Annotated in this window: 11 protein-coding genes and 2 pseudogenes; 1 reads left to right on the top strand and 12 read right to left on the bottom strand. The window is 37.2% G+C overall.

Translation table 11 applies throughout. The annotated features are described in order from the left end of the window. Positions 1-5 precede the first annotated feature (5 nt). From nirB to MUA40_RS02200, 10 genes and pseudogenes are all read right to left on the bottom strand, one after another. Positions 6-2,411, bottom strand: a complete 2,406-nt coding sequence (gene nirB, locus MUA40_RS02245) for a nitrite reductase large subunit NirB (RefSeq protein WP_016426189.1) — start codon at positions 2,409-2,411, stop codon at positions 6-8. Continuing rightward, positions 2,404-2,865, bottom strand: coding sequence for a precorrin-2 dehydrogenase/sirohydrochlorin ferrochelatase family protein (locus tag MUA40_RS02240; RefSeq protein ID WP_016426188.1), 462 nt, complete (start codon positions 2,863-2,865; stop codon positions 2,404-2,406). Before MUA40_RS02240 ends, nirB begins: the two co-directional genes overlap by 8 nt. Beyond that, positions 2,847-3,587 carry a sirohydrochlorin chelatase gene (locus MUA40_RS02235; protein ID WP_126496050.1) on the bottom strand — a complete coding sequence of 247 codons (741 nt, stop codon included), beginning with the start codon at positions 3,585-3,587 and terminating at the stop codon, positions 2,847-2,849. The genes MUA40_RS02240 and MUA40_RS02235 overlap by 19 nt, the downstream gene beginning before the upstream one ends. A gap of 343 nt (positions 3,588-3,930) precedes the next feature. Further along, positions 3,931-4,482: a GNAT family N-acetyltransferase gene (locus MUA40_RS02230; RefSeq protein ID WP_167732928.1), complete on the bottom strand. Its 552-nt coding sequence runs from the start codon at positions 4,480-4,482 to the stop codon at positions 3,931-3,933. 171 nt (positions 4,483-4,653) lie between these two features. Next, positions 4,654-5,472: a formate/nitrite transporter family protein gene (locus MUA40_RS02225; RefSeq protein WP_126496052.1), complete on the bottom strand. Its 819-nt coding sequence runs from the start codon at positions 5,470-5,472 to the stop codon at positions 4,654-4,656. A gap of 219 nt (positions 5,473-5,691) precedes the next feature. Beyond that, complete coding sequence (locus MUA40_RS02220) at positions 5,692-5,868, bottom strand: hypothetical protein (protein ID WP_016426184.1); 177 nt, start codon at positions 5,866-5,868, stop codon at positions 5,692-5,694. Between the two features lie 12 nt (positions 5,869-5,880). Then, the gene (locus MUA40_RS02215; protein ID WP_016426183.1) at positions 5,881-6,456 is read right to left on the bottom strand and encodes a hypothetical protein; all 576 of its coding nucleotides are present in this window, start codon (positions 6,454-6,456) and stop codon (positions 5,881-5,883) included. A 478-nt stretch (positions 6,457-6,934) separates the two neighbouring features. Then, positions 6,935-8,466: pseudogene (locus MUA40_RS02210) on the bottom strand (SLC13 family permease); the annotation flags it as partial. 95 nt (positions 8,467-8,561) lie between these two features. Further along, positions 8,562-9,569 (bottom strand): PTS sugar transporter subunit IIC, encoded by a 1,008-nt coding sequence (locus tag MUA40_RS02205; protein ID WP_167732930.1) that lies wholly within the window; start codon positions 9,567-9,569, stop codon positions 8,562-8,564. 320 nt (positions 9,570-9,889) lie between these two features. Then, a pseudogene (locus tag MUA40_RS02200) lies at positions 9,890-10,066 on the bottom strand (transposase); the annotation flags it as partial. Positions 10,067-11,037: 971 nt separating this feature from the next. Between MUA40_RS02200 and MUA40_RS02195 the strand changes: the two are divergent. Continuing rightward, on the top strand, positions 11,038-12,525 hold the full coding sequence (locus MUA40_RS02195) for an aldehyde dehydrogenase family protein (protein ID WP_016426180.1): 1,488 nt from the start codon (positions 11,038-11,040) through the stop codon (positions 12,523-12,525). A gap of 197 nt (positions 12,526-12,722) precedes the next feature. Here the strand turns inward: MUA40_RS02195 and MUA40_RS02190 are convergent, their stop codons facing one another. Continuing rightward, positions 12,723-13,568: a metallophosphoesterase gene (locus MUA40_RS02190; protein ID WP_016426179.1), complete on the bottom strand. Its 846-nt coding sequence runs from the start codon at positions 13,566-13,568 to the stop codon at positions 12,723-12,725. A 226-nt stretch (positions 13,569-13,794) separates the two neighbouring features. Beyond that, positions 13,795-13,974: a hypothetical protein gene (locus MUA40_RS02185; protein WP_016426178.1), complete on the bottom strand. Its 180-nt coding sequence runs from the start codon at positions 13,972-13,974 to the stop codon at positions 13,795-13,797. Positions 13,975-14,270: the final 296 nt, after the last annotated feature.

Below are 14,270 nucleotides of genomic sequence, written 5' to 3'. Positions count from 1 at the left end.
ATGCCTCACACCTTCTCAACTTCAAATATTTTCTGTTTCATTTCATCTTGAACAATCTCATTCCATGGTTCTTTGGAAACGGCCGCTTTTGCTTCCATAATACGTTCATAGAGTGCTTCTTGTTTTTCAGGGTCCAAGACAACCGATTTGACTTGATCAAAGCCTATACGTCTTAACCATGGTGCTGTCCGCTCAGCATAAATCGCTGTTTCACGATAATACTGCATATAAGCACCACAAAGTTTAACCACTTCATCTTCTGTTTCAACCGTTGTTAAATGTTCAGCGATTTCCACAGTTGTACCGCCATTACCACCTACGTATATTTGGAAGCCATTTTCAACACCGATTACGCCAAAATCTTTGACTCCTGATTCTACACAACTTCTTGGGCATCCAGAGACACCCATTTTAAATTTATGTGGTGTATCAATATATTCGAATGTTTTTTCTAAACGTATACCTAATTTTGTTGTATATTGTGTACCAAATCGACAGAATTCTTTACCTACACAACTTTTAACAGAACGTGTTTTCTTACCGTATGCAGAAGCTGAGCGCATATCTAAATCTTCCCATACTTTTGGTAATTCTTCTTTTTTCACACCATATAAACCAATACGCTGAGAACCTGTCACTTTAACGAGCGGTACATCATATTTTTTGGCTACTTCACCGAGACGAATCAATTGATCTGCATCCGTCACACCACCACGCATTTGAGGAATCACAGAGAACGTACCATCATTTTGAATATTGGCATGGTAGCGTTCATTGGCAAAGCGTGATGCTCTTTCATCTTCATGATCTTCCGGATAGACCATATTTAAATAATAGTTCAGTGCAGGTCGACATTTTGGACAACCGCCTTTATCTTTAAAGTCCAATACATGACGTACTTCTTTTGACGTTTTTAATCCTTTTGCGCGAATTTGTGTCACAATTTGATCTCTTGATAAATCTGTACAGCCACAAATACCCGTTGGTGCACTTGCTTCAAAGTCATCACCAAGTGTATATTCAAGTAATTCTGCAATTTGTCCTTTACACTTACCGCAAGAATTACCGGCCTTTGTCACACGTGTGACATCGGCAACTGATGTTAAACCTTGTTCTGTAATCGCGTTGACAATTGTACCTTTAGAGACTCCGTTACAACCACAAATCGTCTCATCGTCATCCATTTCTGCCACACTAATGGCGTCAACTTCACCCGCTTTATGCAAGATGGATACTAATGTATAATCATCAATGGTTTCGCCTTTTTTCATCATATTGTAGAAGCGATTACCTTCTTCTGTGTCTCCATAAAGCACTGCGCCGACAATCGCTTTATCTTTAACGAAGACTTTTTTATAAATATTATCGACACCATTAAACGTCTCAATACCATGAACTTCATTGTTTTCAGTAATTTGACCTGCACTAAAAAGATCACATCCCGAAACTTTTAATGAAGTGAAAGTCGTTGAACCTTGATACCCTTCAGTTGGACGTCCTGTTATATGGTCCGCTAAAATTTTGCCTTGTTCATATAATGGCGCAACTAAACCATACACTTTTGAACGGTGCTCAGCACATTCACCTACCGCATAAATATTAGGATCACTCGTTTTCATAAAATCATCGACAATGATACCGCGTCCAATTTCTAATCCTGCTGCACGTGCTTCTTTTGTGACAGGTCGAATACCGACAGCCATTACAACCATATCTGCATCTAATACACGACCATCAGATAAGCGGATGCCTTCTACATTTTTCTCGCCTAAGATTTCTTGTGTATTGGCTTGAAGTTCAAATTTAATACCTTGTTTTTCTAAATCTTTTTTAAGGAGTTCACCGGCTTTACGATCTAATTGAACCTCCATGAGCCACTCTGCTAAATGAACAACTGTAACATCCATCCCTTGATCAACGAGACCTCTTGCACACTCTAGTCCTAAAAGTCCCCCACCAATGACGATTGCTTTTTGTTTCGTTTTCGCAATCTCTAACATTTTCTCTGTGTCATCAATGGTTCTAAAACCGACAACACCTTCTAAACGTGAACCATCAATCGGTAAAATAAAAGAATCTGACCCCGTTGCGATAATCATTTGATCATAGCCCACAATTTGACCTTGTTCTGTTTCAACTTGTTGTTTTTCGCGATCAATTTGAACAACCTTATCCCCTGTAATGAGCTGAATATGATTTTCTTCATACCATTCATAAGGATTCATTATGGTTTCTTTTACAGTCATTTTATTTTGTAAAATGTTAGATAACATGATTCGGTTATAGTTAGGATACGGTTCTTTACCAATAATTGTGATATCAAAGCGCTCAGGATCTCGCTCTAATATTTCTTCTATTGTACGGACACCTGCCATTCCGTTACCCACCATTAATAATCTTGTTTTACTCATGGAAATCCTCCTCAAGCGTTTCTAAATACGCTTTTATTTTTGCGCCGTATGCTTGTGTGCGTTGAATAGATTGCCCTTCAGAACTCACACTAATTGTCATTTCGTTGTGTACAAAATCGAATGAATTATAAAAATCAGATTGTCGTCGATCTCCGGTGTGATTTACCCACTGTTCAGGACGCGCATCATCACGTACTTGCTGGTTCACCTTTGCGTCATTCGTTGCGATGATGATGAGATTGGCATCCGCAATGTCTTTTGAATCATAAGTTTTTTTATCCAAAGTGATATGGGGTGCCCACGTCCTTGTGTAAAACGCCGGATTAAATTCAGGACTGACCACTTTAACCGTCTTCGCTTCATGCATGACCTTTTTAAATTTCCGCCAAGCGATTTTTCCACCACCAATGATGACGACCGTCTTATTCGATAAATTTAACTGTATTGGATACACGGGACACCTCCTCGACATTCAGATAAACGACTTAAGATGATTTCTTTTAATATCGGGTGAAAGTTGATGGCATTTGTAAATGTCACTTCACAAGGTAACTGCATCATTCTAATTTGCGCTTTTGTCCGTTGTACTAAAAAACCATCAAATAAGAAAAACGGAACAATACACAAAGTGTCATGTTGTCGTGCAATTTGTAGTAGGCGCGTTTTAAAATCTAATGCCCCATAAACCATGCTGGGATAGCAAGTTTCCTGCGCGGTCGAAAGTTGATTGGCAATACGGGTTAAGGCCAAATCTGGTTCATCGAATCTTTCACTCCCGTGAGCAAGAAGGACCACCCCTACATTTTGACCTGGTGTTCGTTCCATTGCTTCAATACGATAACGCGCCCATGTCTCCATCTTAAGATGTGTACCGAGTGGTTTCGTTAAATGAAAGACAACATTCGGATATTGCGCTTGCCATTCCTCTAAAGCCACGACAATATCTTCATAATAATGAGACGCTGAGAAAAGTAACAATGGGACAAGATATAAAGTGTCGGCACCTTGACGAATATGCTTTGTAAGCGTCGTGTTCAAATCTTTCGTTTCACTCTCTAAAAACGCAATATCATAATCTAACTTGTCACCTTCAAACAATTGGTCAACAAATTGAATTAATTTTTGGTTGAGCTCGCCTTTTCTCATACCGTGTACAATTAATATTACTTTTTCCATCACTTCACCCCCACGCTTTTATTGTAGACGAAATCCGTTTGTTTATGTGATAAAATTCACAGAAAACATAAAAACTAGGGAATCCCCTCCAGCTGAATTTGAGGGAATTCCCTAGTTCGATCATACCTTTATTTCGTATGCTTTAACGTTTGAGTTGCCACTACCACAACCTATTTGACCAAGTGATTACTCGTAACTTATCCATCTCAACGTATCTCATTTTAACCTCGTCTTTAAGCAAGACAAAACCCGAGATATTATCGGACTTTCATGAAAATCTCGGGTTTTTATAAATGATTAAGTTCATTTAACACGCTAATTAAATGTTATCCTAGTACGGTGTTTAAGACTCACCTTCAAACCATGGAGGTGGTGCTAATAATGAACGATTAAAACGTTCGGGTATTAATACTTTAACCATCATGGCACCTTGATCACCACTCGGTTCTTCAAGCGTAAAAAATGTTTCATAGCCACGTCTTTCATATACATCTTTTAACCAGCTCATTTTACGTGCAGATGTCCCTAACACAACGGCGGGCGCTTTAAGCGTATCACGCAAAATCGTATTTTCGACATAAGACATCATTTGATGTCCGTAGCCTTGTCCGCTATAATCAGGATCCGTTGCAAACCACCAAACAAACGGATATTTCGACACTGGATTTTTAGGCTCCCAAGGAAAGCGAATACTTAACGTTGAAATCACTTCTCCATCTTTCTCCAATACATACGCAGCATTGTACTTAATATTCTTTTCGATCATTTCTAAATCGACATTCACAGACGGCCAATCGATGCCCACTTCTCTTAACGGTGTAAATGCGCGATACATCAGTTGTTGCAATCTCTCAGCATCATCCAATGTCGCCAACCGGATATTGATTTGAGACATTTTCTCTCCCCTTTTCCCATAAGATTCATAAGTAGATTATCAAATATAAAGTAGGATAGAAAAGAATACGCTCCAACCGAAGCGTATTCACCGCGGGTCATTATATGACCATTCTATTTAAAAATGAGCGTTCTCTGTATTAATAAAGCTTTTTCAGAATAAGCATAGACCTTATTCCACGCGACGTGAACCGTTAAGATAAGCGTAAAGCAAGCCGACCATCAAGCCTCCACCAATATAGTTACCAATAAAAGCAAAGACGATGTTTTTTAATACGCCTAACCCTGAAAGGCCATCGAAATTGTAGAAAATCATACCTACAAATAAACCTGCGTTATATACGACGTGTTCATAAGCCATAAATACGAAAATAATAACGCCAACTGCAATAAAGAAAGCTTTTGAGAGACCTTCTTTAAATTGCATAGAGACATAAATCCCAATATTAATAAAAAAGTTTGCAAAAATGGCTTTAACGAGTATCGCATGCCACGTGGGTTCAACCGTTTTGGCTGTAACAGTTGCGGTTAATGCATGTACCATCTCTGGCGTCATTACTTTTGTAAAATACATTAAAATAAATAACACAAAAGCACCTAAAATATTGCCAATAAAACAAACAATAAACAACCACATCGCCTTTGTGATAGAAATTGTTCGATAGTACATCCCAACTGTCATATACATAAAGTTACTCGTTAATAATTCAGAATGTGTCAAGACGATTAAGACTAAGGCAATGCTGAATGCGATGGCGCCCATTAAGTTGACCACCCCGGGTAAAGCACCGGCCATTTGCGTTTTAATAGCTAACATAAAGACCGTTACAATCGCTAATAAAAATCCAGACATCATAGATTTAACCATATAACGTGGCATTGCGCGATCAAGCATGACCTCTTTCATCGCTACCGCATGGATAATGTCATTAATTGTATGACGCGACGCATAGGTATCCTCAATTGTTTTTGACGGTTTTTGAATCCCCATTTCAAAGCCTCCATTTTAATTTTTAAGTTGATGTTTTGTTTTAACCTTGCTGCTTCCATTTTACATGACGCCCTACAATGTTGTACATCATCATCAGCGAATAAAAAAAGGAAAGGGAATAGAAAATAAAATGTGTGATACAAGCTTTACTTTCTATTGCTTCCCTTTCCTTAAAAGAGGTGATTGCCACATTCTAGGTGACTTTTCAAATCAATATAATTAGGAATGTTTATACTTTTTCATTATTTTTAAGCCACTCGCAAAAATACCGTAGCCAATCACTGTTTTTGTAAACCACTTAAAGAAACAGTTTGATGAATTGATTTTATCGAGTAAAGCAGGAATTGCTGCACTGACAAAATAAAGACCTAAAACTTTCAAATAACGTTCGTTCATGACATCGTCCTCCTACGTAATAGATAATAAGTTTGCTTTAACTTGACGTATACCCGCCTCTTTTTTATGACTGTCAAACTCCACAAATAGCACCAAAACATATTTTTGATGATACACATCTTCAATATCTACGCGTGCCGCGCCCTTATATCCATGCGACAGCAAATGTGAAATTTGCACATGCGTTAACATTTCACGATGGTTCCATAAAAATAATTTGAATTGGGTTAAGTCTTCAAAAATACGTGTTTCATTCAAGATGATTTGTAGTTGCGTGTGCGTCATCACACGATCAAGCATGAGTGTATCATAAGTGATACAACCGATAATGAAATCACGCATTTTTTTCATTTTTGGTGCGTTTTCACAGTCTAAATCACATTCAATCTGAACGGGTAATTCTACATGGTGTGCATCTAAAGCAACGGGCTGCTGAAATGTATAGCCAGCGATTTGCATGTCGACTTCTAGTTGCTTCGCCTCTTCTTTATTGAGTTCCATTAGATTCGTGACGGTTTGAAAAGTCACATTCTCTAATATTTTTAAATCTTCAACACCAAACTGCCTTAATTTTCTATATAAATTCATGGTATCAACCCCACTTTGTTTGCCCCATTCTCATTTTATCACTTATTCATAATATTAATTTTTAATATTTTGACAATATCAGTAAAAGAAACTACACCCACAACTCATTTATATTTTATGGTAAGTCGTATAAAGGTCTGGAACATAATATTCTTGATTACCCTACATTCATGAAGACGCTTGCTTAGGGGTTAAAGTCTCAACTCAATTTGGCTTAATTGAAATAGAAGCGCGATAAACCCATATCAATTTGTCGTTTTTTTAATTTTTGTCGTGATTAATGATATGAGACGAAAGTGACTTGTTTTTAACTCTAATCGTAAATAATGATATACATAAAAGTAAGCCCTCAGACGAATTTCTATTAAAAATCATCTGAGCGCTAGTTATTTTGGGATTGATGTCTCAACACCTGGCATCATATAGTTAAAGCAACGGCATATCCTTTCACCTTTTATTCATTGATACTAAGGTGACTTTACAATAGGCTAAGCCATTGCCAATAAGTCATACTGAATAACACAACGAGCAAGTAGCCAATCACAGTAATCGGAATACCTGCTTTCAAGAAATCTTTAACTGTAAATGTTTCTGTACCGTATGCGAGCATACTTTGTGGTGAACTGACAGGCAATAAGAAACCAAAGCTAATCACAAACTGTTGGATAAGTACAAAGCCAATCGCATGATCTCCTAGACTTAAAGTTGAAGTCAATGAGATGAATACTGGAATTAATGCTGAAGCTAAACTTGTCGCACTTGCAAATCCGAGATGGATTAAAATATTAAATAAAGAAATTAACGCGATTGTCGCAACGATTGGCATTCCTTTTAAGCCTAACAATCCGAATGTTGCATCGCTCAACCATTGCGCGGCATGTGTTTGTAATAGTACATTTCCTAATGAAATCCCTACTCCAAAAACAATAATCGTTCCCCAAGGGATACGCTGTTCTGCTTCTTTCCAACTCATAACACCAATTTTTGGCGTTAACATCACGGCTAAAGCTAATAATGTGATTGATGATGAATCAATTGGATGTAATACTTTTTCCGTTGACCATAATACTAATAATAAGACAGAGATGATGATTAAACGCCACTCTTTAGGTTTTACAGGACCGAGTTCAGCGAGTTGTTGTTTAACGAGCTCTGTGCCACCTTCAATTTCATTTTTTTCTGGCGGTACGACTTTGAGCATGACAAAGTAAAGCACAATCGACATGACGATAGACCATGGTGCTGCATATAAAAACCACTCGCCCCATGAGACATCATGACCTAACTGATCATTGATAAAGTTAACTGCCACAATATTTTGTGCCGCTGCAGTTTTAATCCCAACATTCCATATCGAAACAGCTTGAACCGCTGTAATGATTAGTAAAGCTGCGAGTTTACTTTCTTTTGCAGCACCAAATGCAGCGACCATACCGAGTAAAATAGGCACAACCGCGCCTGCACGTGCAGTTGCAGAAGGTACGAAAAAGGCTAAAATAATTGAAACTAAAATGGCCCCAATGACGATGCGCTTCGTTTTATTACCTACAAGTGATAGAACTAATAAAGCGAGTCGTTTATGTAAATTTGTGACTTGCATTGCTGTGGCGAGAAACAGTGCGGCAGCAACTAACGCAACAGCACTAGATGAAAAACCACTGAAGGCTAGTTTTAACGCGTTTCCTGTGCCAAATACATCTGCCCCTTTTAAGACTTGGCCCCCAACTTTAGGATTTCCATGCGACTCAGTAAGATGTTGAATTGGACTAAAGCCAAGAAGTAAAATAATCAAACCGACAATCATTGTCGCTGATACCGGATAAGTGACCGCTTCAGTGACCCATAAAATGACTGCAAACGCTAAAATAGCTAACGCACATTTTCCCATCACTGGAAGCTGGTCTGATGTCGGTAATAAAAGCACTATAAAAAGTGCTACAAAACTTAAGATAAACCATAAAGGCTTAAATGTTGTTCCCTCTTTCTTCTTTGAAGATGTTGCCATACATGGCGCCCCCTTTGTTGAGATCTTTAACCTTATTGTAACAAGAAAGCGCTTTAAAAAGATATACGTGTTTTAACATTCACAAAATTTTAAAGATATTTTACTCACTTACATTTAACTTTTGATCCCCATCGTGAATCCATTGACGCTTACGCATAAAATGATAAATCACATAAGTCACTGCGATAGGTAAAATAAAGTGGAAGACAGCAATACGTATCCATGTATCTAATTGACTTCCCATCGTATGTATCGTCATAATTTGACCAACAAAGCCACTCGTTCCCATTCCTGCACCTGCCGCATTATTGGTCATCGGAAACATTGTTGTCATAATCGGTGCAATGATTGCGCTTGCGAGTGTAGGTGGGATAAGAATGAATGGTTTTAATAAAATATTTGGTACCTGCAACATACTTGTTCCAATCCCAATTGAAATCAAACCACTGATGCCGTTATCTTTATAGCCTGTAACAGCAAAACCAACCATCTGACAGACACATCCGATTGTTGCTGCACCTGCTGCTAATCCTGATAAATCAAGCATCAAGACTAACGCAGCGCTGGAAATCGGTGCAGTCAGACACAATCCAAAGATAACCGCAACTAAAATTCCCATTAAAAATGGTTGCTGCTCTGTAGAGATAACAATCACTCTTCCAATGGCACGCATCATTTGATTTAGAAAAGGGCCTAAAAACTTTGCCACAACGCCACCTATCACTAATGTTAAAAATGGAGAGACAATGATATCGATTTTTGTTTTAGATGCATATAATCGACTCACTTCAACGGCGACTAAAGTTGCAAAGTAGGCCCCTACTGCACCACCGGAAAACGTATCATAACCGAGCATCCCCACAATGACACTGGCAAAAATGACGAGGGGTTTTGCTTTCAACCCATAGGCAATAGCCGCACCGATTGCAGCACCAGTTAAACTTTGTGCTACTGTTCCTATCTCGACTAAAAAGCCTAAATGGAGATTAGGAAATAATGTTTGTTTACCTAACGTTTGCATAATTAATCCGATAATTAAGGAGCTGAACAGCCCTAACGTCATATAACTTAAACCTTCAATAAACCAACGCCTTAATAATTGTTTCACTTTTCTCACACTCTCTTCCTCAGTTTGTTAACATACAAAATTTTTATATTAACATCATACAAAAAAATCGTATTAAATAATAGAAACAGCAGCAATGTTTTGTCCTAGGAGATGATTGGAAAAATAGGCTGTACACTTTATATGGTGGTTATGTGTCTATAATAATTAAGTCGCAAACTTCCGAATGCTTCTTCGAGTCTCGCTTTCCCAGGCGCCTTACCTCAACTAATTTTGGCTTTTATTGTAGCTCATAAGAAGCCAAAATGGATTTTCGGTTTCGGCTCTATGCCTCGGGAGTCTCGACTCGGTACGCAATCTATTTAAGCAATTTCACTATTGAAAAGTGGCATTGCTTTTTTCTTTGGTCTTTTATACAGTCTAAAAATAATAAAAATGCGATTTTTGAAGTTATAAAAGTTGCGATAGCCATATGAAACTCTTTTAATCAGTTTAACTTTTTGATTAATTCCTTCAATCGCTCCATTATTGAATTGAGGGGTTCCAAGTGATTTTAATATTATTATCTTTAATTTTTAGTAACTTTAATATATCATTACACATAGGCGCAATATGTCTCCTTTATTTTTGGTTTAGTCACTTAAAATTATAGAGGCATTTGCGCTATTTTTGTACAAAAAAGCAGGATGACTTATGTCATCCCACCATAAAAAATGAAGAACCGAAAAATAAAATAAACGCCATTAAAAAAGAACCGATGCGCGGGGACACATCGGTTCTACACCAACTAAGGCTTAACTTATCTTATCTTTAAAGGAGGTTTAGGATACTTGATTTTTTATCGGGGTGATCAAGTATACTTACACTGAGATGAGTGTGAACAGTTTATCTAATGGGAATATTGATTTACTGTTCTATGTACAGTATACCCCTTGATTTTTCATGACACATCCGACAAGAGTACGGACTTTTTCTCAGACTCGAGAATGATAAATTTTTACAAATCGAAATGTTTCCTATTTACAAAAGTTTGGAACTCAGCTATAATTGCTTGCAGATACTTCTCACACATCTCTGATAAGATGAAGTGTCACAGGTAAATTTGATTGTTCATTTTTCCTCAAGAGTAATCATATTAAACAATTGAATTCATTACCTAACTAAGGTGTCAGTCATTTTCTAACATGAGTCTTCCATAAAAAACTCATGACTACAATGTTTAGAAGCATGAGCCGTTGATACGGTTTAACTTCTCTTTCCCCAGTATGCAAGCCTCCTTTTATGGAGGCTTGTTTTTTTATTACCCCGTCTTACGCATCAATCATTTTACCGCCTTTCGAAAGGCACATTTTTCTTAATGAGTCAGATTAATTTACCTTTTAGACATATCGATTTAAAATAAGACTATGAAAGATTTGTTTTGGAACATTTTAAAAAGTCGCTCACCAATGAATTCACAACACAAAAATATAACGCTTTTTATAATGTTGAACTAAAAGGAGGCAATATTATGGGTATCAATGTTAAGGATTATGTTTCTGATCAATATGAACTGTTTATTGGCGGAGAATTTGTAAAGCCAGAATCTGGCGAGTACTTAGATGTCAGCAATCCAGCAACAGGCGAAGTTTTAGCAAAAGTCGCTAAAGCCAATGAACAAGACGTCGATAAAGCTGTTAAAGCAGCGCAAGACGCATTTCCAGAATGGAGCCGCAAATCAAAACAAGAACGTTCAAATTTATTACGTCAAATCCATGATAAATTAATGGAGAAAAAAGATCATTTTGCGACAATTGAAACATTGAATACAGGTAAAGCAATTCGTGAGTCTGCAAATATCGACATTCCTTCTGCAGCACGCCATTACCAATATTTCGCAAGTGTTGTGGATACGGATGAAGGTTCTCTCAACAATATTGAAGACAATGTTATGAGCATTATTCAACACGAACCCATTGGTGTTGTCGGTGCTGTCGTTGCATGGAACTTCCCAATGTTACTTGCTTCATGGAAATTAGGTCCAGCTTTAGCTGCTGGTAACACAGTCGTTATTCAACCTTCTTCTTCGACACCGCTAAGTTTAATTGAACTGGCTAAAATCTTCCAAGAAGTTTTACCAGCAGGTGTTGTCAACGTCGTAACAGGTAAAGGTTCAGAATCTGGTAACGCGATTTTCAATCATGAAGGTGTCGACAAATTATCATTCACTGGTTCTACTGATGTGGGTTATCAAGTTGCAGAAGCAGGTGCAAAACGTATCGTACCCGCAACACTTGAACTTGGTGGTAAAAGTGCCAATATTATTTTAGATGACGCAAACCTAGATTTAGCTTTAGAAGGCATCCAACTCGGTATCTTATTCAACCAAGGTGAAGTATGTAGTGCAGGTTCTCGTTTACTTGTGCATGAAAAAATTTATGACACACTTGTACCACGACTTGTTGAAGCATTTAAACAAATTCGAGTTGGCGATCCACTTGATAGTGCAACACAAATGGGTTCTCAAACAGGCCAAGCACAAATCGATAAAATTCAAGGTTATATCGACTATGCGAAAGAAAATGATGCCAATATTCTTGTCGGCGGTCACCGTTTAACTGATAACGGATTAGATAAAGGTCATTTCTTTGAACCTACACTAATCGAAGTGAAAGATAATAAAAATAAATTAGCGCAAGAAGAAATCTTTGGTCCTGTATTAACAATTATTAAAGTGAAAGACGATGAAGAAGCGATTCAAATCGCTAATGACTCTGAATACGGCTTAGCTGGTGGTGTTTTCTCAACAAATATCAACCGTGCATTAAATGTAGCTAAAAATGTCCGTACAGGTCGTGTATGGGTCAACACGTATAACCAAGTTCCTGAAGGTGCGCCATTCGGAGGCTACAAAAAATCAGGTATTGGTCGTGAAACTTATAAAGATGCCATTGCAAACTATCAACAAGTTAAAAATATTTATATAGACATTAGCAACGAAACAAAAGGTCTTTACTAAATAACTTGAAACAACTTGTGTGAATAATAATTTAATAACGCTCTCCTAAAATAAATAGAACGACGGAATCTTGTAGTGCACTTGATTCCGTCGTTTTTTTATCGTTATCCACTGTATTTTACATACGCTTACGCTTTTGCAATCTATTTATTACTATAATTTAAATGCTGTGACAAGGCCAATGACATACTTTTATATTACACATGCTTGGAATCGTGTTGATTATCACTATCTGGAAGCTCAATCATTTGCAATGCGTCTTTGAGTTCTGTGTAGAGATCGCCACCTCTCCATTCTCGCGGATAGCCAAGACAAGGACAAAGATACGTCGTGCCATTTTCGGTGTATCTTTTTCTAAAATGAACATGCCCCATCACACTGTACGCCACGTCATAGTTTTCATAAATACAATCAAAATCTTGTGTCCCAATAAAACCGTTGAAAAAATCGAAAATCCGATGCGGTAAAGGGACAACGAATTTCGGATGTGTTACAACATGTGTGACTAAAATAACTTTATGATGTTGATAAGGCTCTAATTGATGGAACACTGATTCTGCAAAACGTTTGGATAGCATCTGATCAGATTGTTCAAAATTCGTATGGACTTTATCTTGCCATGTCGCCCCGTAATGCTTCCCTTTTTCCAATTTCTCCAAAGTATATTTGTCACTTGCATAGCGATAATCATACCAACCCATATGGCCAACGATGACATATTGTCCTAATTCAAGCGGTTGATTGATGAGGCACTGGGGATGCGCTGTATATAAAGCTAAAATTTCTTCCGAAGTGATTGTTTCATCAGCTTGACGCCAAATATCGTGATTGCCTGGAATAAAATACACGCTACACTCAACTTTATCAGTCAACTGTGCGATAAAGCGCAATGTAGTGCTATGGTGATTGGAAATATCACCTGCAATAATCAGCATGTCTAACGCTTTTTGACGCGTCAACTGCGCTAGCGCTTCAATATAATCTTCCATCCGTAATTGTTGATGTCGATCAAAATGGATATCTGATAAAGTACCGATTTTCATCATGCTTCCCCCTTATAAGTATTATCCCAGAATGGCATGACAAACGTGTAATATCTTGCTTTTTCCATTACCTTATCTTCTTATATTCGATATAGACAAAATTAAAAGACCTTTCTAAACGGAACATTTGAAACGTACCAGTTTGAAAGGTCTATGGTTTTATGAGTATATGCTTTTCCATCTATTCTCTTATTCTCTCTCGGTTAGTATTCTCATATTTTAAATATTATGCAGCAACGAGTTGCGCATAATCGTAAAGGCGTTCAGCGTCACGTAAACTAATATCATCTAATGTACGATAGCCAGAGCGGATGTCTGAAATAATACCTTGGCTTACACCAGTATGAATGTAAATTTCGTAACAACTTTGGTTAGAACGGATTAGTTCTAAAATTGCTTTTCTCATTTTTAACACATCCTTTAATTATTGCTTTCCTTTCCCTATTTGTATTATACACCTAATCCAACTTAATTTCATCATCTTTGTGATTCCATTCACATAATTATCATAATTTATCACTCACTACTTATTGCAGTATTTTGATTCAAATTGAGTAATTTTATAAGATTGAAAATTAATAATATTTAAACTTTTATTAATTCACAAATATGTCATATTAAATCAATTTGATTTATCGTATTAAAACTTTAATGTGAAATACTTAGATAAATTTTAGTATTATGAACAATTAAACACTACAT

This window comes from Staphylococcus schleiferi, assembly GCF_025558325.1.
In the GTDB taxonomy this organism is placed as follows: Bacteria; Bacillota; Bacilli; order Staphylococcales; family Staphylococcaceae; genus Staphylococcus; species Staphylococcus schleiferi.
This window is presented reverse-complemented; position numbering and strand designations above follow the sequence as displayed.